Here is a 21,330-nt window from a genome sequence, read left to right as displayed (position 1 = left end):
GTTTGTTAATCTTACCAGCCTTCGATAAAATGTTAACCTCTGAAGCGAAATATGTATATACTTCCGACGCTGGATTAGTGTTAGGCTTTCACGGTTGTGAAGAATCAGTTCGAGATGCCGTTGTTTCGGGAAACATGATGTTAAAAGCCAGCGAAAACAGGCATGACTGGCTGGGATATGGCTTCTATTTCTGGCAAAACAATTATGAGCGGGCCTTGGATTTTGCCACTAATCCTCCTGGCAGAAAAAAGATTGAGAAACCCGCAATACTGGGCGCTGTGTTAAGTTTGGGAAGTTGTTTAGACTTAACAGACAAAAAACATATTAGGTCAATTCAATCTTCCTATGAAAATCTGAAAAAGTCTGCTATTTCAGAAAATAAAAATTTACCCTTCAATAAGAATTCGAAAGACTCAAAAGATCGTGTTCTTAGAGAACTTGATTGTTCAGTCATTGAAAACTTGCATGAATCAATGAGGCTTTTACACCGCCCTCCCTTCGATTCCACCCGCGGCGTCTTCATCGAAGGCTCCCCCATCTACGAAAATGCCGGCTTCCACGAAAAAACACATATCCAGATATGCGTCAGGAACCCTAACTGCATAAAAGGCTTCTTCATCCCAAGGGAAGAAGTCCAATGGCCGGAGCCGGAAAAACTACACTTCCTCATCCCCGATAACACCGTTCAGGAAACACCCGCATACTATTCAGCATACCTAACCCAATAATAACGTCAGCAACACCGCCCCCTGCCCCAAAACCCCTCCAATCACCGCCGCCACCGCATCCATAAGATCATGATGCCCCTTCCCCGTAACCAGCGAAAACAACTCAAACCCATAACTGATCCCCACATTTCCAACCAGGGCAAACACCGCCCCGTACAACAACTCCCCCGGGAACAGGAAAAACCCCGATAACTGCAACACGATCCCCATCGGAACGCCCACGTAAAAATGCTTCCATTTGTCAGGTGCTACCTTCATAAGAGCCGAAATATAAGCAAAACTTAACCTGTCATTCTGTCATTTTTTTATGTATTTTTGCCCTTCTAAATTTAGACAGTGCATGTTGGATACCGTACCTAAAGTACATGATGAGAACCGCCAGGGCGAAGCAATCGCTCCGCAGGCCGGAGATACGCGTACCTACGCCAAAAAGTTTTATATAGAAAGTTATGGCTGTGCCATGAACTTTAACGATAGCGAGATTGTGGCCTCCATCCTCAATAAAGAGGGTTTCGGGGCCACCAGGGACGTGGAAGAAGCTGACCTTGTACTCCTTAACACCTGCTCCATCCGTGAAAAAGCCGAACAAACCGTCCGGAAACGCCTCACGGAGTTCAAAAGCATCAAAAAGGCCAAACCAGGCTTCCTGGTAGGGGTATTGGGCTGTATGGCAGAACGCCTCAAATCCAAATTCCTCGAAGAAGAGAAGCTGGTAGACATGGTGGTTGGACCGGATTCTTACCGCTCCCTCCCCGACCTTATAGAAGAAGCCTCCTCCGGCCAGAAAGCCATTAACGTACTGCTCAGCCGGGAAGAAACATATGCGGACATCAGCCCTGTACGCCTCAACAGCAATGGCGTAAACGCTTTTGTGTCCATCATGCGGGGCTGCAATAACATGTGTTCCTTCTGCGTAGTGCCCTTTACCCGTGGCCGGGAAAGGAGCCGGGAGCCGCAATCCATTATTGAGGAAGCCACGGACCTCTTCCAAAGGGGCTTCCGCGAGGTAACCCTGCTGGGCCAGAACGTGGATTCCTATTATTTCGTGGACGAGCAAAGGGACGAAACTGTCACCTTCGCCCTCTTACTCGAAAAAGTGGCCGCGATCAGCCCCCTGTTAAGGGTCCGCTTCAGCACCTCCCATCCGAAAGACATTACAGACGAAGTGATCCTCACGATCGCCAGGCACGAAAATATTTGCAATTATATCCACCTGCCTGTTCAAAGCGGCAGCAACAGGATCTTACAATTGATGAACCGCACTTATACCAGGGAATGGTATAAGAAAAAGGTAGACCGTATCCTGGAACTGATCCCTGACTGTGGCCTTTCCACAGACGTGATCACCGGCTTCTGCACAGAAACGGAAGAAGACCACCAGGAAACAATGGACATCATGAACTACGCCCGTTTTGACCTCGCTTATATGTACGCATACTCTGAACGCCCCGGCACACTGGCCGCCCGACGGTACAGGGACGATGTGGAACCTGATGTAAAGAAGCGCCGTCTTGCAGAAATAGTTGCCCTGCATCGCACACATACCCTGGCAAGTATGCAGAAGGATGTGGGAAAAACCTTTAAAGTATTGATAGAAGGCACTTCCAAACGTTCAGAAAACGATCTTTTCGGCAGGAATGATCAGAACAAAGTGATCGTATTCCCGAAAGGAGAACATAAAAAAGGTGAATATGTGATGGTCAAAGTAGAGAACTGTACCGCTGGTACCTTGCTGGGAAAGGTTGTGGAAGGATAAGCTAAAAATTACAAAACAGATGGACAACATTCAAAGTATAAAGAACCGCTTCGGCATCATCGGCAATTCGCAGGCATTGAACTATGCCCTGCAGGTAGCCGCCCAGGTGTCCAACACCGACCTTACGGTGCTGATCTCCGGGGAAAGCGGTGTGGGAAAGGAAGTATTTTCACAGATCATCCATACCCTGAGCGCCCGCAAACACAACCCTTTTATTGCCGTGAACTGCGGCGCCATCCCTGAAGGAACAATAGATTCTGAGTTATTTGGTCACGAAAAAGGATCATTCACCGGGGCCGTTGATAACCGTAAAGGATATTTCGAAACCGTAAACGGCGGTACCATTTTCCTGGACGAAATAGGTGAAATGCCGCTGGGCACCCAGGCCCGTCTCTTAAGAGTATTGGAAGCCGGCGAATACATCCGCGTAGGTTCTTCCAAAGTACAAAAAACAGATGTTCGCGTGATCGCAGCAACCAACCGCGATCTCCTGGAAAGCACCCAGCAGGGTAAGTTCCGGGAAGACCTGTATTACCGTTTGAACACGGTACCCATCCGGGTTCCTTCCCTGCGCGACAGGAAAGAAGATATCGCTATGCTCTTCCGCAAGTTCTGCGTGGACTTTGCAGAACGTTACAAAACCACTTCCATCCAGCTGGACGATGAAGCGCGGGACATGATCACCAATTACCCCTGGCCCGGTAACGTACGGGAATTAAAGAATATCGCGGAACAGATCTCCGTACTGGCAACAGATAAACACGTGAGTGCCGCGGAACTGCGCAGGTTCCTGCCAGAGCCGCAGGTGACCAACCGCCTGCCCATGCTTGCCCCGAATCACAACGGCGGCAGTACCGGTGGCGACTTCAACAGTGAAAGGGACATCCTTTATAAACTCTTCTTTGACATGAAAAAGGATGTAACGGAATTGAAGAAAATGTTCTTCGATATCCTGCAAAATCCTTCCATGGCGCATGCCGGTGTGTTCCCGGAAGAAAATGTAATGCATAACTTCAAGCAACCTGAACCACAGACCGCTCCTGCCGGAATCATTTCCAACCCGCAGCCTTACATTATCCAGGACAGCAGCAAAATAGATCATCATGAAGAAGTGGAAGAAACCCTCTCTATAGCAGATAAAGAGAAAGAGCTGATCGAAAAAGCGCTGAAGAAACACAAAGGAAAACGTAAAGATGCCGCGCTCGACCTCGGAATTTCGGAACGGACTTTGTACAGAAAACTGAAGGAATATAATATTAATGAATAAATACGCTATCCGCCAACCTATGGTCAGAACGATTTCATTTCTTGTAAGCATAAGCCTGTGGCTGATTTTGGGGGGATGTTCTATAAAATACTCGGCCAATGGTGCCAGTATTGATCCCGAGGCGAAAACGGTATTGGTACGTTTTATAGAAAACCGCGCCCCGCAGAATAACCCGCAATTAAGCCAGAAGGTAACGGAAAAGCTGCGGACAAAGATCCTGGCACAAACCCGCCTGACGCAAACAAATGATCAGAATGCGGATTATGAATTCAAAGGCACTATCACCGGGTATTCTGTTTCGAATGCCGCGGTAACGGATGTGGACAAGCCTGCTTCTGCCCGTTTGACCATTACAATTAATATTACTTTCATTAAAAGGATCGGAGATAAAAAAGGATTTACGAGCCAGTCCTTCTCCCGCTCTGCGGATTTCGATGCCGGTAAAACTGTCACTGAAGTAGAGCCCCGCCTGCTGGAAGAAATTGTACCGAACCTTGTGGATGATGTTTTTAACAGGGCATTTGCAAACTGGTAATAGCGGATATCGCCGCGCTGCTATTTGATTTAAGTTTTATTTTCATATTTTAGCACCCATGACCGCTAACAGGATCATTCACCATATTTTTAACCAACCGGATATCCGGCACGTGGACCAGGCTGAACTGGAACGGCTGGTAGAAACATATCCTTATTTTGCGGCTGCACGCCTGTTGCTGGCGCAGAAACAATACATTCAACGTCCTGATCTGACGGCCCCCACGCTGAAAAAAGCCCAGCTTTACAGCAGCAATCCGCAACATTTACATCAGTTACTCACAGATATCGCCCTCTTTGAAGAAGCACCGGTAATAGCAGAAATGCCCATTCCTCCGGCTATTGATATAGAAGAAACCGAAGATGCCATCTCTGCAGAAGACCAGCAGATACTGGATGAAATAGAAGCAGAAGACAGGGCTAATGCTGCATTGGCTGCTCAACAGGCTCAGCAGGCAAACCCGGTTATTGAACAGAAATTAATTGCGGAAGATGAAGTAGATGATCTGTCAACACTGGATGAAGAACTGGTTATTGAAGATGAGTTTACCGAAGAAGAACCGGTACTTGAAAATAAAGAAACGATAATTGCAGAAGAAGAACTTATAGAGCAAGAAGAAATAACTGCAGAAGAAAAACTTACAGCAGAAGAAGAAATAGCCACTGAAGAGGAATCGCTGGCAGAAGCAGCAGTTACCGCTACAGAAGCCCCTTCAGCTGAAGAAACACTCTCAGAAGAGGAAACCACAACAGCAATCGCCACTGAAGAAGAACCAGTAGCGGAAGAAGTAATCCCTGCTGAAGAACACCCCGCAACAGAGGAAACACTTTCCCCTGCCGCGGAAGTGGAGACCGCAGAAGCCATCACTGCAGAAGAACCTGCAACTGAAGAAGTAATCCCTGCTGAAGCCCCCCCCGCAACAGAGGAAACACTTTCCCCTGCCGCGGAAGTGGAGACCGCAGAAGCCATCACTGCAGAAGAACCTGCAACTGAAGAAGTAATCCCTGCTGAAGCCCCCCCCGCAACAGAGGAAACACTTTCCCCCGCTGCGGAAGTGGAAACCGAGGAAGCCATCACTGCCGCAGAACAACTTACTGCTGAAGAAGAAACCCTCCCCCCTGCCGCAGAGGAACCAGACGAGATCGTAGCCATTGATTACGAAGCCATTACAGCAGAAAAAGCCTTCGAAGAAGCAAGAACTTCAAACGAACCGGATGAAGTTGTAGCCATTGATTACGAAGCTATAAAAGAAGAAAAAGCCTTCGAAGCAGAAAGGACCTCAGACGCGCCGGATGAAATAGTAGCCATTGATTATGAGGCATTAAAAGAAGAAATACCTCAATACGAGCCTGAAATAGAAGAAGAAGACATCGTTGTAGCCGCTCAAACCACTCAACCGGCCCCCGGCATCTCCATCCCTGCCGCCGCAGAAACAACTGATAAACAAACAATTATATCGGATGATGAGGATGATACAGCTGAAGAAAGCACCGGAGAAGAAGGCCCCATCCGCATCCACCCGATAGACACACCGGAAGAAGAGACCGTTCTCACCTTCCAGCCACTATATACAGAAGACTATTTTGCCTATAAAAAGCTGAAAGATCCGAATACTGCAGAAATGATGAACGACAAAGCACAGGCTGAAATGAGAAGCTTCACAGACTGGCTGCGGGAGCTGAAAGATAACTTTATAGCAGGAAAAGCTACAAAAGACTGGTATCACCAGCAAATGCACCGTTTGTATGAAGACGATGAGCCGGAAGTATCTGAAAGAGTGGAAAAAATGGCCATGGAGTCCATTACCCTGAACGACGATATCGTCTCTGAAACACTGGCTGAGATCTGGGTACGCCAGCACCAGCACGCAAAAGCGATCGTGGTATACCAAAAATTAAGTTTGCTTAATCCCGACAAAAACGCTTATTTTGCGCAAAAGATCAAAGAATTACAATTACTAACAGACAACAATAAATAGCAACGAATATGTTGATTTTCTTTGGAATATTGATCGTAGTAGCCTGTGTTTTGCTGGGCTTCTTCGTGCTGGTACAGAATCCCAAAGGCGGCGGCTTGTCCGGTTCTTTTGGCGGTTTCGGTAACCAGGTGATGGGCGTGCGTCAGACCACTGACGTTCTCGAAAAAGGTACCTGGATCCTGGCATCTGCCATCGCTATCCTCTGCCTCACTTCCGCTATGTTTGTCAATAAAGGCGCTGGTTCCATTCAAAAAGGCAAAAGCACCATTGAGCAATCTGCAGGCGCTCCGGCTCCTGTACCCGCTCCATCAAACACAGCACCTTTGCCGCAGCCAACACAGCCAACAACACCGGCCAAGACAAACTAATAATATTATACAAATCATAATATTTACAGGAACCTCGCCGTTAAAAGCGGGGTTTTTTGTGCGCATGTGTGAATGATCATATCCATACCCTATCTTATTCATGAAGAACAAAGTAAAGAATAACCGCTCTCCCTGGATCCGCCGCACCGCGGTAGTTATCGGCTGTCTGCTGGCCGGTGCTTTGGTATTTGCCGCCTATCTGCTGATGGGCCCCAATACCCGCTCCTTTGGCGATAAAAAATACTTCTACATCCCCACCGGCAGCAATTACCAGAATGTACTGGAAGGGTTACAGGAACAAGGTATTATCAGCTCTCCTGCCACTTTCAACCTCGTGGCAAAAAGACTGGATTATCCTGCCCGCGTAAAAGCAGGCCGGTATGAGATAAAGAAAGGAATGAGTAACCTGGAGATCATCCGCATGCTGCGTTCAGGCAGGCAATCTCCTGTAAAACTGGTGATCAATAAACTGCGCCTGAAAGAAGATTTCATCCGGCTTGTTGCCGGCAACCTGGAAGCAGATTCTGCCAGCCTTAAAGCCATCTTAGAAGACCAGGTATACCTCCGGCAGTTTGGCCTGGATACCAATACCGTGATGTGTGCCGTTATGCCCAATACTTATGAATTCTACTGGAACACCAGTGCCGGTAAAGTATTTGACAAACTGGAAAGCGCTTATAATATTTTCTGGAATGAAAGCCGCAAAGCCAAAGCGCAGGCTTTAGGATTAAGCCCTGCAGAGGTTACTACACTCGCTTCCATTGTAGAAGAAGAAACCAATAAGAACGATGAAAAACCTGTTATTGCCAGCGTATATCTGAACCGTTTACGTACTGGCATGAAACTGGGAGCCGACCCCACCGTTAAATTTGCATTAAAGAACTTTGCTTTAAAAAGGATCTGGGGCGCTCATACAGAATTTGATTCTCCGTATAACACATACCGTTATAGCGGCCTGCCTCCCGGCCCTATCTGCACACCCTCTGCCAGGTCGATAGACGCCGTATTAACGCCTGTAGTGTCTGATTATCTCTACTTCTGCGCAAAATGGGATTTCAGCGGCTATCATGCGTTTGCTACCAATTACAAAGATCACATGGATAATGCGAGAGCTTATCAGAAAGCATTGAATGCAAGGGGAATAAAGTAAGCAACTTTCAGTACTTTTACCCCGGTTCAACAATGCCCTGATGATCGACATTGAAAAATTAATACTTGATTCGAAACCTGTAAGCTGGGTGATCAGGAAAAGTAAAAGCCTGGTGTTGCCCGGATTCGACAGGATACCCTTATATGATGTCATCGTCTTTTTCCTGAAAGAAACTGCGCGGGAAAGCCTGGCAGAACGGGCTGCAGCCATGTCTTTCAACTTCCTGCTGGCTATTCCTCCTTTCTTCATTTTTATACTTACCCTCGTTCCTTATATTCCTTTGCAGAATATAGAACCAACGTTGTATGATCTTGCAGAATCTCTCACACCTAACTATAGCAGTTATATTATAGTGAGGGATATGATCCATGATTTCCTCTATACGCAGCGGAATACTTTATTGTCTTTTTCATTCATCCTCAGCTTCTATTATTCTTCCAACGGTGTGATGGGGATGCTGAATTCTTTTGATAAAATGCTGCCCGGTTTTAACCAGCGTGCCTGGTGGCAAACGCGCCTTACTGCATTAAAACTAACCATCTTCCTGGTGTTGCTTTTACTGGTCACTGTTGCGCTGATCATCACACAGGGTGCTATCTTAAAACTGATCATGCAGGAATTGAACATCCGTGATTCTTTCTCCCAGTTCATTATTGGTCTGGTAAGATGGACACTGATCGTGTTGTTGTTCTTTTCCATCATTTCCGTGATCTATCGTTTTGGACCAGCCACTAAGAAAAAATGGAAATTCATCTCTGCCGGCTCAACTTTTGCCACTATTTCCATGATAGTGGTAACATTAGGATTTTCTTTCTACGTCACCAATTTTGCGCAATACAATAAGATCTATGGTTCCATCGGAACTATCCTGGTGATCATGTTAGTAGTTTACTTCAATTCATTCATCCTTCTCATTGGTTTTGAATTGAATACAAGCATCAGCACATTAAGGGAAATAGCCAGTGAACGTACGGCTGAAAACCCTGAAGTACAAGGCCTTTCATGACAATTTAAACAAGTCCGTTTGAAAATATCTAATTCATGATGAACGGCTTTTAAATGCGTATAAAATAGCTTAATTTACATACGGACCTAAAAATTGAGCCTATGAAAAAGCAATTCGTTTTACTGCTTGTTGCTACTGTATGGCTGGCTGCATTCCGTTTACCGGATGCACTGGAAGTCGGCTCCAAAATGCCGAAACCGGACATCAAAATGAAAGATGTTACCGGTAAAGAGATCTCACTGAACGATGCAAAAAAAAGCAATGGATTACTGGTGATGTTTAGCTGCAATACATGCCCTTATGTAGCACGCAACCAGGAACGCACACGCGAGATCTGCCACTTCGCGCTGAAGAATAACATCGGGGTGATCCTGATCAATTCCAATGAAGCGGAACGTGATGGCGGGGATTCCTATGCAGCCATGCAGAGCTATGCCAAAAAACAAAGTTACGCCTGGTATTACACGGTAGATAAGAACAACGAAATAGCGGATGCTTTTGCAGCAGACCGTACGCCTGAATGTTATTTATTCAATAAAGACGCTGTATTGGTCTATAAAGGTGCTATTGATGATAATCCCGGCAGCGCTGCAGATGTATCCCAGAAGTACCTTCATAATGCCATGAATGCCATACTTACAGGCAAAGCGGTGGAAGTAACTTCCAGTGCTTCCGTTGGCTGCGGGATCAAAAGGAAAATGTAGGTTTACCTTCTTCCATGGTGAATTACATGGTGTAAGTAATTCCTGCCGGGCACCGGTTTATGCATCTCAGATCCTGAACAATGCCGTGGCAAAATAATTTCTGCCGGGTGCCGGATTAAAATACCGGCCGCCCAGCGCATTCAGATCATTCCCCAGGCTGTACCGTACATTCAACAGGTTATCCACGCCTCCCTGTAAAGTGATGCGGGAGCGCTGCCAGCTTATTTTCCCCTGCACAAGATGATAGGATCTTGCGTAGATGCTGTTGGCATCGTCCAAAGGAATACTGCCTGTAAAATTGTGTTGTGCAAAGAGGGAGAAAGCATATGGCAAATGCCATACTACGCTGCTCACTACCACATGCTGCGGAACGCCGGTCATTTTATTACCGGAATAGTCTTTATAATTTTCAAATTTAAAAAGACTTAAAGTATAAGCGGTGCGTACTTCCACCTTATGTCCCAGCCAAAGGGAACCTTGTACTTCCAGCCCTGTTTGCCTTGTTCCGCCGGCATTATCGAAAAACTCCTCTCCCTGGGTATCCAGTTTTCTCACAATGGCATTTTGCATGCGGTAATGAAATAATGCCACATCCAGCATGTAACGCCCTGCCCGGGGCAGGAAACGCAATCCCGTTTCATAGTTCCATCCTGTTTCCGGGCGCAGGGAAGTATTGAATACATTATTCGATGCACGCACTTCTGCTACCGCAGGCGGAGAATAGCCACGGCTCAGGGTTACACGTAGCGACAGATCGTCTTCCAGTTTATAGGAATAAGATAACCGGGGCATGAGTACAGGAGAAAACTCCACGCTTGTGCGCCCGTTACGGTCAAATACAAAGTGATAATAGTTTATGCTGGCTGCACCTTCCAGCAGGCTGCGGGCGGATTGTACAGAAAAACGCGCAAAGTAAAAATGCTGACCTGCATGAATATTGTCCCTCACCTGCAAGGTATCCCTTACGCCCTGCCGGTTGCCATAGTTGGCAATATCTGAGCCGGTCTGCTGCCATTCCATCCCCACATTGAACTTAAGGCGGAAAGGACGATCCGCGTTCTGCCATTCCAGGAATGTGCGGAAGCCTGCGGTGTTTTCATCCCGCGCTTCATAATTGGTGATGAAAGGATTTTCAAAATGGGTGTTTGCACCGAATACGGCAATGGTATGTTTCCATCTTGCAGAAAACCGTGCTTCATGTACCAGGCCTCCCTGGAATGTACGGTTATAAATAGCTGCCTTTTGTGTGAGGGCCTGTGCTCTTGCAGCACGGGGATTGGCATTGCTTTGGTCCAGCGTAAGGCCGCCAGGTGTACGGTAAGCCATATCCGTATAAAAAGCCAGGAGCTTTAAATTGTAACCCGGCCTGTATTCCCATTGCTGTGCAGTTTGGGCATAGGTCCTTTTCAACGCACTGTTCTGGCGATATCCATCTGCACGCTGGTATCCCATAAAAAGCTGCAGGCGATAGTTATCCAGCTGTTTGCTGTAACCGGCAGATGAATGGAACAAACCATAACTGCCTCCCTGCAGCCTGATACGCAGGGAACTATCCCCCGGTGGATCAAAAACACCCAGCCTGATCACTCCCCCTGAGTTAGCGCCAAAAAGGCTGCCATCCGGCCCTTTTAATACTTCTGCATCTGTTATTGCTCCGGGGTCCAGCAGGTTGAGATAAGCGTTACCGCCGGCATCTGTCAGCGGTATTTCATCCATGTATATTTTAATATTGCGGATACCGAAGGTAGAACGCAGTAAACTTCCGCGCATAGAAAGGCGGTAACTGCCGGGAGACCGCTCTTCCATACGGATACCCGGTACGGTGTTAAATGCAGGAACAAGTGAATATCCTTGCTGCTGCTGCAACTGTGTACCGCTTAAAATACTGGTGGCAGTAGGTATCCTAATGAGGGATTCTTTCGAAAGATAGGAACGCACTACCACTTCAGGCAAAGTATCCTGCTGTGCATGTACCGCAAAGGGAACAAACAACAGCAGGCAAACAGGTATATGGAATTTATTCCTCATTATGTGTACAGCTATTTATTTGGTGCCACGCGCCAGATAGTATTGGATGCATCATCCGCTACCAGAACGGCGCCATCTCCTGCAATGGCAACTCCTACCGGCCTTCCGTACACTTCATTCTTCTCAAGGTCTGCAATAAACCCTGTTAAGAAATCAACAGCACTGCCAGCTGGTTTACCATTTTCGAAAGGTACATAAATCACTTTATATCCTGATAGTACAGAGCGGTTCCAGGAACCATGCTGCCCTATAAAAGCCCCTTTATTGAAACTGGAAGGGAAAGACCCGCCGCTGTAAAAAGCGAGCCCTAATGAGGCGGTATGCGCCCCTAACGGATAATCAGGTGCTACAGACTTCTGCACCATTTCCGGGTTTTGCCCTTTCAGCCTTGGGTCCTCATGCTGCCCCATGTAAGCATAAGGCCATCCATAAAATGCACCTTCCTTTACACTGGTGAGGTAATCAGGCACCAGCTCATCCCCCAGTTCATCTCTTTCATTCACTACAGTCCATAAAGTGGAAGAACCTTGCGGAAAGCCCATTCCAACAGGATTACGGAGCCCACTGGCATATACGCTCTGGCTGCTGCCGTCCGGGCTGATCGCTAATATGCAGGCACGGCGGGTTTCGTTTTCCATACCATGTTCAGCCACATTACTGCCGGAGCCCACTGATACAAAGATCTTTGATCCATCCGGCGAAGCAATGAGATTACGCGTCCAGTGATTGTTATAGCCGCCTGCGGGAAGGTCCAGTATTTTCCGGCCTTTAGCGCTGATCTTCGTTTGGCCTTCCCCGTAAGGGAACTGCATTACACCATCCGTGTTGCCCACATAAAAATGAGCACCCATTACAAGCATCCCGAACGGCTGATTCAGCTTCTCCAGGAAAACATACCGGGCATCGTAACGCCCGTCTTTATCCGTGTCGCGGAACAGCGTGATCCTGTCCGCACTGTTTTCTGTATTGCCGGACTTTGCTTTCCCAACTACGGCCTCTCCTACTTTCTGCACAAATTTCTTTTTGGCATTGGCTTCAGACACAAAGATGTCTCCATTGGGTGCAACATAGATCCAGCGGGGATTCTCCAGGCTATCTGCAAATTTGCTGACCACAAACCCCGCAGGCGCCTGCGGCATTTTGCCGTTCTTCCAGCCAATTACTTTACTGAAGTTCCTTACAGAACTGGCTGTATCCGGTGCCGGAAGGGAGTCTGCCGGTGGTGTATTGGCTTGCGCATTCAAAGAATCATTACTGGAAGGCATCCTTTGTGCGCCATTGCATGCAGCGAATGCTATGCAGACAGTTGCAATCAGGTATGTGTTCTTCATAAAGACAGGTATTTATGATACCGGGTATCAATTACTCTGCCAATACATTAAGCCCTTACTTTATACAGTTTATAACCGAAGAGGAAAATAACCAGGTAACAGATGATCGGTAAGTAATAAGATTGCGCTACGTTGTGGTTAGCCACCATCCCCATCAGCAATGGAAAGAACGCTCCGCCTACCACACCCATGGTGATAAATGAAGCTGCCCGTTGCGTATGGCCTCCCAGGCTCTTCAATCCAAGACTGAAGATAGTGGGGAACATGATACTAAAAAAGAAGTTGATCATCAGCAGTGCGATGTAGGAGGTCCAGCCCCATCCCTGTGCCACAATGATGCACATCAGTATGCTGCCTGTGGCAAAAGTGGCCAGTAATTTATTCGGTGCAATAAATTTCATCAGGTAGGTACCCACAAAACGGCCCAATACCATCATGGCCATGAACAATGCCATTAAGTTACCTGCCTTTTCATCAGAAAAGCCCATCACTTCATGACCATAATTGATAAAGAAAGCCCATGTTCCGCCCTGTGCAGCTACATTAAAGAACTGCGCCACTACCGCCCATACAAAATGGCGATGCCCGAACAATGGTTTACCCGGGATGCCGCCTTCCAGCACATCTCCTTCGTGGGGATCAGCCAGCGCGGGCACTTTCACAAATGAAAAAGAGATGGCCACCGCGGCAATCACAAGACCAATGCCCACATATAAACTCCTCACTGCTGAAAGATCATGTTGCTCGCCGGTGGCACGCAGCAGGAAGTAACTGCCCAGCAAAGGCCCTATCACTGTACCCAGTGCATTGAACGACTGGGAGAAGTTGATCCGCCTGTCGCTCGTACGCTGATCACCTAATGCAGCAATGAAAGGATGTGCCACTGTTTCCAGTGTGGCCATTCCGCAGCCCATGATGAATAATGCAAAGCGGAAGTAACCAAAAGAATTTTCCGTAGCTGCCGGCACAAAGAGGAAAGTACCGGTAGCAAATAAAGACAAGCCCAGTAATACACCTGCTTTATAACCAAACCTTTTCATGAACATGCCCGCGGGGATGCTCATTACGGCATATGCTCCGAATACGGAAAGCTGGATAAGGCCGGATTGTGATTTAGTAACGCTTAGTACGGTCTGAAAGTGTTTATTCAATACATCGCTCATGGAATGGGCAAGCCCCCATAACAGGAAGAGCGAAGTAACAAATGCAAAGATAACGAGGTAGCTTTTTTCTGTGAAACGTGGTTGTGAATTCATTATAGCGGTTTTCGGGCCAGAATATACAGCATAATTCCAGATGCTGCAAGCAAAAAAAAGTGCTGCCTGCCCTGCGGCAACAGCACTTTTCTTAGCACAATCTGCGGAAAACGTTGCTGGATGATATGCTAAAGAGCGGGATTTTTAGCATAATCAGCCCATAGCTCATCTAAAGTTTTTTTGGTGAGTACCGCCCAGGTATCAGCGGTATAGGTTTTAGTACGTAGTGCCGTATTCAGTTCCACTACAATACCATTGCGCACATGTGCTTCCAGCCATGCCAGGAACCTCGCCGTAACACGGTAAGCATCTGTATACTTATGTGTTTCTTTAAATGCCGGTAATGCCCATCCTATATTCTCCACACCAAACTTAAAACGTACATAATCTGCGATGCCTTCTGTAAGCCATCCCGGCGACCTGCCGGTATAAGCCTGTACCAGGTGCATGGTTTCATGCGTAACCACATCAATATCATCCGGATGTTTTACAAACCAGGCAGGATTGAAAGTGATCTGGCCTCTTGACGCATAGGCAACCCCGTCATAAGCAGAGTCCACATTAAACACTACATGTTTGGTTGCATCAGGATTAAATGTGCTCAGCAATACCGGGTAAACAGAAAAGAAGGTGTTCACTAACCGCTGGCGTAATACCACGGTATCAAAAGTGGTGGACTTATTATTCAGGGTAAGTGTCAGGCCATTTTTAGTATAGATGACAGCACCTTCAGGTGTTACCGTTTTTGTAAGAATGGTTGAATCACTTTTTGCCGAAGCAGATACAGCAAGTATGAGTGCGGCGGTTAAAGCTAAAGGGAATTTCATGTTTTAAAGGGATTTGATACAAATCTATAAAAAAACAAATGAAACCTTTAACTAAATCGGTTTTGCACCCTATTGCCCCACCATAAACACTGCATTCCCGAACAACAGCTTACCATTTTCCCAGAAACTCCTGAACAGGGGATTATCTGTCAGCAGCACCAGTTCTCCGGAACCCATTTCCTTCACACCAAACAGCAAACCATCCTTTAGTTTCAGTTTTGTTTGTGCGCCAACAAAGCCGGTGATATAATCATCCTTCTTCAATACGCCCACATTCCATCCGTCTGACTCAATGAATTCCACCAGTTTATCACTTTGTTTGAGGGTATAATAGTACTCCGGGTAACCGAAGGCCAAAGGATGGGTATTATCCATATGCACCTTGTAAATAGCGCCGGGAATGAATTGGGTAACACTTTCCCGCTCGCGGTTACCATAAGATCTTAAAGGAACATAAGGGTCCTTTTTATTGCCGTCTTTCTTATCCTTGTCTTCTTCTTCCTTTTTCAGTTTAAAGCCCCATTCCCCCTGGGCTAACTGAGACACGGCATCTTCCACTGCAATGAGTTTACCACCGCCGGACACCCAGTCTTTCAGCCGCTCCGACATTACTTTATCATTGAGTGCGGCATAGTGCCCATCCGGGAGGATCAGTACATCCAGCTCCTTCCAGTTCACACCGTACAAACTGGCGGTATTCAGCACTGTAACAGGGTAACCGATCTGCTGCTCAAAGAAATGCCAGATCTCCCCCATGCCCAGTGAGGATACGCCATCCCCTGCCATTACTGCCACTTTGGGTTTACGGATAAAACGGATCTTGTCAGAACCAAAATCCGCCCCTTTATCCACAAAACCTGTAGGCACTTTGATCAGCGATATTTCCATTTTGGCGGCCAGTGCAGGAATAACATCCAGCCCTGCATTACCTGCTTTTGTGATCACCAGCGTACCGGCGGGATATGTTTTATCAGCAATCGTGAAAGGCTTTTCTGAATAACGCACTTTAATATTCCTGTTCAGCAACGCTACCAGGAATTTAAGGTCTTTCGTACTGTTCCAGGGGGCCAGGTAAGCATAAGCATTATCAGTACCGGCATCTGCCACCGCTGCTTTTTCCGGCGCAGGAGAAGTGGCAGGCTCTGTTCTTTGTTTCAGTGCATAAGCCGGCAAACCATATGCATATGGCAGTGCCCATGCGGTGATATCGTAGGTAACAGAATCCGTTAAGCGGGATACCGGCTCAAACAATACACGCACCATGTTGGAGCGTGGCTGAAAAGCGCTGATCACGAGGTCGCCCTTTTCTATATTGAAATTCTCTGTTTTGCTGGTGAAGTAGTTGAATCCGTTGCTACTGCTATTGCCGGTGGCAAAACCTACTATTAATTCATTTTTACGCAGCGTTTCTGCCAGGGATAATAATTTTTCCTGGTTGCCTGCAGCTTTGATCACATAGGTCTTATAGTCCCCGGAGGGTTTACTGCGCGCCGCTGCAAAGTAGCCTGCAAATTCATTCACCAGCTTTGCGGCATTGGCGGCAGACACTTCCACGGTGGCCAAACCGGTAGTGTAATGATGTTCTATCCGGTCCAGCAGTGTAAGGGTATCTCCCTGGCGCGTGGCAATGGCCAGTCCTGCCCTTCCGCTGCCCCCTTGTTCATAGGTCATCCCAATAGAGCCGTTGTAGGTGGGATAGGTATCCCCGTAACTGGGATAGAACAGATCGAATTGTTCTTTTGTGAAGTAGAGCCAGCCTTTGGCATCAAAGTAAGTAGCGTTGTGTTTCCCGATCTGCACCTGGAACTCACGCTGCCAGGCGGTAACAGCATCGTGTAAGGGCTCGGCGGCAGGCGCAAAATAGTAAGGCGCATCTACCCCCTGCTCGTGAAAATCCACGTGTACCTGCGGCATCCAGCGGTTATACTGCAACACCCGCTGACGGGATTCTGTTTGTGTCTGCCAGGCCCAGTCGCGGTTCAGGTCAAAGTAATAGTGATTGCTGCGTCCGCCGGGCCAGGGTTCATAGTGTTCCCTTGCATAGGGGGTGGCATCAGGCACTTTGCTGTGGATGGCATTATAGAAGTTCACATAGCGCTCCCGGCCATCAGGGTTGAGGCAGGGATCTATGATAACGATCGTGTTCTTTAAAAGGTCTGTACGCTCACTGATCAGCGCATATAATGTTTTCATGGCTGCTTCTGTAGACACGGCTTCGTTGCCATGCACATTATAGCTCAGCCATACGATCACAGGCTGGTTAGCAGGGTTTGCACCCGCCACCAGTCCCAGGTTCTGCTGGCGGACCTCTTCCAGCCGGGCCAGGTTTTCAGGAGAAGCTACAATGGCCATGATCAGCGGCCGCCCTTCATAGGTCTGCCCATAGGTTTCCAGTTTCACGGTATTCACATTCCGGGCTACTTCTTTGAAATACTCCACCACTTTGAAATGGGGCGTAAAATGTGAGCCCAGGGGGTATTGCAGGAAGGTGGCGGGAGAAGGCGCGGTTTGCGCAGATGCCTGGCATAGTGTCGTAAATAGTATGCAGAAAGTCGTAATAATGCGCCTCATAGCTTTGGGTTGTATATAGCTAAGATAAGGTTTAGCTGCTATTTCTTTTGGCAATATGTACTAATTTCGGTGTAAACAAACCTGTTCATGAAGCGGTATTTCATCTTATGTTCCTTCGTTATGGCTCCCCTGCTCCTTGCGGCACAGCAGGTTACGCTGAACCCTTATAATTATTCCATCGATAAATACCTGGAAATAAACAGCGCGGCCGTAGCATCCGCACATCCGCTGGCAAGTAAGGCAGGCGTGCTGATCATGCAGCAGGGTGGCAATGCCGTGGATGCCGCTATCGCTACACAATTAGCCCTTGCCGTAGTTTTTCCCGAAGCAGGGAACCTTGGCGGAGGCGGCTTTATGGTGGCCCGTTTGAAGAATGGCAGCAATATTTCCATTGATTACCGCGAAACAGCTCCCGGCAAAGCACACCGGGATATGTACCTGGATGCTAACGGTGAGGCACAAACCCGTAAAAGCCTCGATGGGCATCTGGCCGCCGGGGTCCCTGGCACCGTAGCAGGGCTCTTTGCCGCACATGCACATGCCCGCCTGCCTTTTGCAAAACTGCTGGCACCTGCCATCCTGCTGGCAGAGAAAGGTTATGTGATCACCGCCGCAGAAGCTGCCGGCCTCAACAGGAAAAGGGAAGATTTTCTCCGCCTGAATACCCTGCCCACTGCCTTCGTGAAAAATGAGCCCTGGAAAAAGGGAGATACCCTTGTACAGAAAGAGCTGGCCAATACCTTAAAACTGATCGCCGCCAAAGGCATGAAAGGTTTTTATGAAGGACCCACCGCCGAAAAAATAGTAGCTGAAATGAAACGCGGAGGAGGTATCATCAGCGCAAACGACCTGAAGAACTACCGCGCAAAAGTACGTCAGCCCATCCTGTTCGATTTCGCAGGATACAACATCCTTACCATGCCTTTACCCAGCAGTGGCGGCATTGGTATACAGCAGATGCTGGGCATGGTGGAAAAATATCCTTTGCAGGAATGGGGCTTTCACAGCGCAAAGAGTGTACAGGTGATGATCGAGGCAGAAAGAAGAGCATACGCAGACCGGGCCTTATACCTGGGAGATCAGGATTTTGTGAAAGTACCTGTAAAAAAGATCACGGATAAAAAGTATATAGAAGAACGGATGCAATCCTTCACACCCGGTATTGCTTCTGAGAGTAAAAATATCTCCGCAGGCAATATAGCCCCGGAAAGTACAGAAACCACACACCTCTGTGTGATCGATAAAGAAGGTAATGCCGTTTCCGTAACCACCACTTTGAATGGCAGCTACGGTTGCCGCGTAGTGGCTGCCGGTTTTATCCTCAACAATGAAATGGACGACTTCTCCGTTAAACCAGGCACACCTAACTTATACGGACTGGTTGGCGCAGAAGCCAATGCTATTGCGCCGGGCAAAAAAATGCTCAGCTGCATGACGCCTACCATTGTATTGAAAAACAATAAACCCATACTGATCACCGGCACGCCGGGTGGCTCCACGATCATCACTTCCGTATTCCAGACGTTGTTAAATGATCTCGTTTTTAAACTGGATGCCAGCCATTCCGTAAATGCACCAAAATTCCATCACCAGTGGTTACCGGACCAGGTAACCGTGGAAAGGGATTTCCCTGACAGTACCGCACAGGCGCTGGAGAAAATGGGATACAAGATCGTGAAAGGCGGCTCCATTGGCAGAACAGAATTGATTAAGGTCCATGCCAATGGAAAGATAGAAGCAGTAGGTGATAAAAGAGGAGACGACAGTGTAGCAGGCTTTTGATTATTCCACGAATTCGTAAATTGTATATATGGATACTGAAAATATTTACCTGGAGAGTGTGAAGCAACGTTTACTCGGCTATAAAGCACTGGCAGAGAAAACCTTTGCACAACTGACAGACGAACAAATTCACTGGCAGCCGGCCGGAGAGCCCAACAATATTTACATCATCGTGAAACATATGAGCGGCAATATGCTGAGCCGCTTTACAGACTTCCTCACTTCAGACGGAGAAAAACCCTGGCGGCAAAGAGACGCAGAGTTTGAAGACGATGCTCCCAACGGCACCAAAGCAGCAATGCTCCTTACCTGGGAAAAAGGCTGGAACTGTATGATGCAGGCCATTAACAGCCTGACTGCAGCGGACCTTGCAAAAACCATTTACATCAGAACAGAACCACACACCGTGATAGATGCCATCAACCGCCAGTTGGCGCATCATCCCTATCATGTGGGCCAGATCGTTTATATCGGTAAAGTATTAAAGGGAGAAGGATGGCAAAGCCTCTCTATTCCCAAAGGAAACTCTCAGCAATTCAACCAGGAAAAAGCCGCAGGCAAATGAAATATCTATTATCAGGCATCGCCATTGTTTTAATGGCCTGCGGTTCGGGCAAAACCAATACCCTGCTTAAAAACAAAAAATGGAAAGTATACGATGTAACCATTCCCGCAAAGGATGGCTACAACGCTGTACAGGTAACACAGGCAAAAGACCTGAAGAACGGGTATTACAGCGATGCTTATTACCAGTTCCTGGACAACGGGCTTTTCATTGCCACCATTGCAGGCCAGCCTGATTCCGGCAGGTATAACCTTTTAAGCAATGGCAGCATCATTTCCATCACGGCAGCCAATGGCGACCGTAATGCTGAACACCTGGTGGAAGTGGTGAAGCTAAGCGATGAGTTGTTTGACATGAAAGTGGCGTCCGGCGATTATCATTTCATCCTTCGTACGAGAAAACAATAGCATGATCAAGATCACAGAAAACACGCCCGGCAGAACAGCCCTGGTAGATGGCAGGACCTGCCTTTACTTCTCCGGTTTCTCTTACCTGGGCATGCATTCTTCCCATACCTTCCGCGATCTTTTAGCAGTAGGCATAGGCCGCTTTGGCAGCGTATATCCGTCTTCCCGCATCTCTAACCTGCAGTTAAAGCTGTATGAAGAAGTGGAGCATGCCCTGGCTGTTTTACTCCATCAGCAGTCTGCCGTTTGTTTCTCTTCCGGATACCTGGCAGCACAGGCTGCAGTTACCTATGCAGCCACAAAAGGAGAAGTGCTCTTTGCCCCGGGCACACATCCTGCTTTGCAGTACCCCGGCGCGCTGGTACCTGCAGGCCAGTGGAACGACTGGATCACCACCGTGGTGGAAATGGTGAACAAAGGAACAGATGATCAGTATGTGATCGTTTCAGATGCTGTGAACCCTTTAACTGCTACCATCAATGATTTTGAAGCCCTGCGGCAAATAGAGAAGAAAGTAATGGTGCTGATAGACGATTCTCATGGCGCAGGCATCCTGGGAGAAAAAGGAGAAGGCAGCATCAGCATTCTACCGGATAACCCTGCCCTGCATTATATGATCACAGCCTCTATGGCCAAGGCATTCAGTCTCGAAGGCGGTTTTGTGGCAGGGCATGCGGCAGATATTGCGGCCATTCGCAGGTTACCGCTTTTTACCGCCAGCACACCTATCATCCCTGCTTACGCCTATACATTCCTGCATGCTGCAGGTGCTTATGCTACTGCCCGCAAAAGATTAAAAGACCTGATCATCGAATTCAAGCGATTAAATACAGGCATCACCGGTATACATCACCCGCACCAATTACCCGTTTTTGTGCTGGAAGACAAAAAAGAAAAAGAAAACGTTTATACCTATCTGCTTTCCCGGGATACTTTTATTTCTTCTTTTGCCTACCCGGACCCATTGGGGCAGCGGATACACCGCGTTATCCTTTCTGCCCTGCACACCCATACCGACTTAAACATCCTGTCCACCCAGCTGGCGCAGTTTTATCCATCTGTATAATTTAT

Annotated in this window: 19 protein-coding genes; 13 read left to right on the top strand and 6 right to left on the bottom strand. The window is 47.6% G+C overall.

Annotated features, from left to right (window positions below; genetic code table 11):
• The first annotated feature begins 29 nt into the window (after positions 1 to 29).
• A complete protein-coding gene (locus BUR42_RS02335; RefSeq protein WP_074237555.1) occupies positions 30 to 728 on the top strand; it encodes a hypothetical protein in 699 nt (232 codons plus the stop codon).
• Here the strand turns inward: BUR42_RS02335 and BUR42_RS02330 are convergent.
• Positions 717 to 986, bottom strand: coding sequence for a hypothetical protein (locus BUR42_RS02330; RefSeq protein WP_074237554.1), 270 nt, complete (start codon positions 984 to 986; stop codon positions 717 to 719). The genes BUR42_RS02335 and BUR42_RS02330 overlap by 12 nt on opposite strands.
• A gap of 82 nt (positions 987 to 1,068) precedes the next feature.
• On the opposite strand from BUR42_RS02330, the gene miaB reads away from it, so the two are divergent.
• The 8 genes from miaB (at position 1,069) to BUR42_RS02290 (ending at position 9,492) form a co-directional block, all read left to right on the top strand.
• Complete coding sequence (gene miaB, locus BUR42_RS02325; RefSeq protein ID WP_074237552.1) at positions 1,069 to 2,484, top strand: tRNA (N6-isopentenyl adenosine(37)-C2)-methylthiotransferase MiaB; 1,416 nt, start codon at positions 1,069 to 1,071, stop codon at positions 2,482 to 2,484.
• A 19-nt stretch (positions 2,485 to 2,503) separates the two neighbouring features.
• Positions 2,504 to 3,751, top strand: coding sequence for a sigma-54 interaction domain-containing protein (locus BUR42_RS02320; RefSeq protein WP_074237550.1), 1,248 nt, complete (start codon positions 2,504 to 2,506; stop codon positions 3,749 to 3,751).
• A 19-nt stretch (positions 3,752 to 3,770) separates the two neighbouring features.
• Positions 3,771 to 4,286 (top strand): LptE family protein, encoded by a 516-nt coding sequence (locus BUR42_RS02315; protein ID WP_074240392.1) that lies wholly within the window; start codon positions 3,771 to 3,773, stop codon positions 4,284 to 4,286.
• A 58-nt stretch (positions 4,287 to 4,344) separates the two neighbouring features.
• Complete coding sequence (locus BUR42_RS02310; RefSeq protein WP_074237549.1) at positions 4,345 to 6,264, top strand: hypothetical protein; 1,920 nt, start codon at positions 4,345 to 4,347, stop codon at positions 6,262 to 6,264.
• 8 nt (positions 6,265 to 6,272) lie between these two features.
• Positions 6,273 to 6,632, top strand: a complete 360-nt coding sequence (gene secG, locus BUR42_RS02305) for a preprotein translocase subunit SecG (protein ID WP_074237548.1) — start codon at positions 6,273 to 6,275, stop codon at positions 6,630 to 6,632.
• A 100-nt stretch (positions 6,633 to 6,732) separates the two neighbouring features.
• Positions 6,733 to 7,782 carry an endolytic transglycosylase MltG gene (gene mltG / locus BUR42_RS02300; protein WP_074237547.1) on the top strand — a complete coding sequence of 350 codons (1,050 nt, stop codon included), beginning with the start codon at positions 6,733 to 6,735 and terminating at the stop codon, positions 7,780 to 7,782.
• 40 nt (positions 7,783 to 7,822) lie between these two features.
• Positions 7,823 to 8,788, top strand: a complete 966-nt coding sequence (locus BUR42_RS02295) for a YihY/virulence factor BrkB family protein (protein ID WP_074237546.1) — start codon at positions 7,823 to 7,825, stop codon at positions 8,786 to 8,788.
• A gap of 101 nt (positions 8,789 to 8,889) precedes the next feature.
• Positions 8,890 to 9,492, top strand: coding sequence for a thioredoxin family protein (locus tag BUR42_RS02290; RefSeq protein ID WP_074237545.1), 603 nt, complete (start codon positions 8,890 to 8,892; stop codon positions 9,490 to 9,492).
• Between the two features lie 66 nt (positions 9,493 to 9,558).
• On the opposite strand, the gene BUR42_RS02285 is transcribed toward BUR42_RS02290, so the two are convergent.
• The 5 genes from BUR42_RS02285 to BUR42_RS02265 form a co-directional block, all read right to left on the bottom strand.
• Positions 9,559 to 11,520, bottom strand: a complete 1,962-nt coding sequence (locus BUR42_RS02285; RefSeq protein WP_074237544.1) for a TonB-dependent receptor — start codon at positions 11,518 to 11,520, stop codon at positions 9,559 to 9,561.
• Positions 11,521 to 11,531: 11 nt separating this feature from the next.
• Entirely contained in the window at positions 11,532 to 12,851 is a 1,320-nt protein-coding gene (locus tag BUR42_RS02280) for a PQQ-dependent sugar dehydrogenase (protein ID WP_074237543.1), read from the bottom strand.
• A 47-nt stretch (positions 12,852 to 12,898) separates the two neighbouring features.
• Positions 12,899 to 14,107, bottom strand: a complete 1,209-nt coding sequence (locus BUR42_RS02275) for a sugar MFS transporter (RefSeq protein ID WP_074237542.1) — start codon at positions 14,105 to 14,107, stop codon at positions 12,899 to 12,901.
• A gap of 128 nt (positions 14,108 to 14,235) precedes the next feature.
• The gene (locus BUR42_RS02270) at positions 14,236 to 14,934 is read right to left on the bottom strand and encodes a basic secretory protein-like protein (RefSeq protein WP_074237541.1); all 699 of its coding nucleotides are present in this window, start codon (positions 14,932 to 14,934) and stop codon (positions 14,236 to 14,238) included.
• 69 nt (positions 14,935 to 15,003) lie between these two features.
• Entirely contained in the window at positions 15,004 to 17,505 is a 2,502-nt protein-coding gene (locus BUR42_RS02265; RefSeq protein ID WP_074237540.1) for a M14 metallopeptidase family protein, read from the bottom strand.
• An 87-nt stretch (positions 17,506 to 17,592) separates the two neighbouring features.
• On the opposite strand from BUR42_RS02265, the gene ggt reads away from it, so the two are divergent.
• Genes ggt through BUR42_RS02245 form a run of 4 tightly spaced genes read left to right on the top strand, consistent with a single transcriptional unit; the run spans position 17,593 to position 21,325 of the window.
• A complete protein-coding gene (ggt, locus tag BUR42_RS02260) occupies positions 17,593 to 19,287 on the top strand; it encodes a gamma-glutamyltransferase (RefSeq protein WP_074237539.1) in 1,695 nt (564 codons plus the stop codon).
• Positions 19,288 to 19,315: 28 nt separating this feature from the next.
• On the top strand, positions 19,316 to 19,852 hold the full coding sequence (locus tag BUR42_RS02255) for a DUF1572 family protein (RefSeq protein ID WP_074237538.1): 537 nt from the start codon (positions 19,316 to 19,318) through the stop codon (positions 19,850 to 19,852).
• Positions 19,849 to 20,259: a hypothetical protein gene (locus BUR42_RS02250; protein ID WP_143197306.1), complete on the top strand. Its 411-nt coding sequence runs from the start codon at positions 19,849 to 19,851 to the stop codon at positions 20,257 to 20,259. Before BUR42_RS02255 ends, BUR42_RS02250 begins: the two co-directional genes overlap by 4 nt.
• A 1-nt stretch (position 20,260) precedes the next feature.
• Positions 20,261 to 21,325: an aminotransferase class I/II-fold pyridoxal phosphate-dependent enzyme gene (locus BUR42_RS02245; protein WP_074237536.1), complete on the top strand. Its 1,065-nt coding sequence runs from the start codon at positions 20,261 to 20,263 to the stop codon at positions 21,323 to 21,325.
• Positions 21,326 to 21,330 lie beyond the last annotated feature (5 nt).

The organism is Chitinophaga niabensis (assembly GCF_900129465.1).
Lineage (GTDB): Bacteria > Bacteroidota > Bacteroidia > Chitinophagales > Chitinophagaceae > Chitinophaga > Chitinophaga niabensis.
Note: the sequence above shows the minus strand (reverse complement) of the source record. Positions and strands in the feature narration are given on the sequence as shown.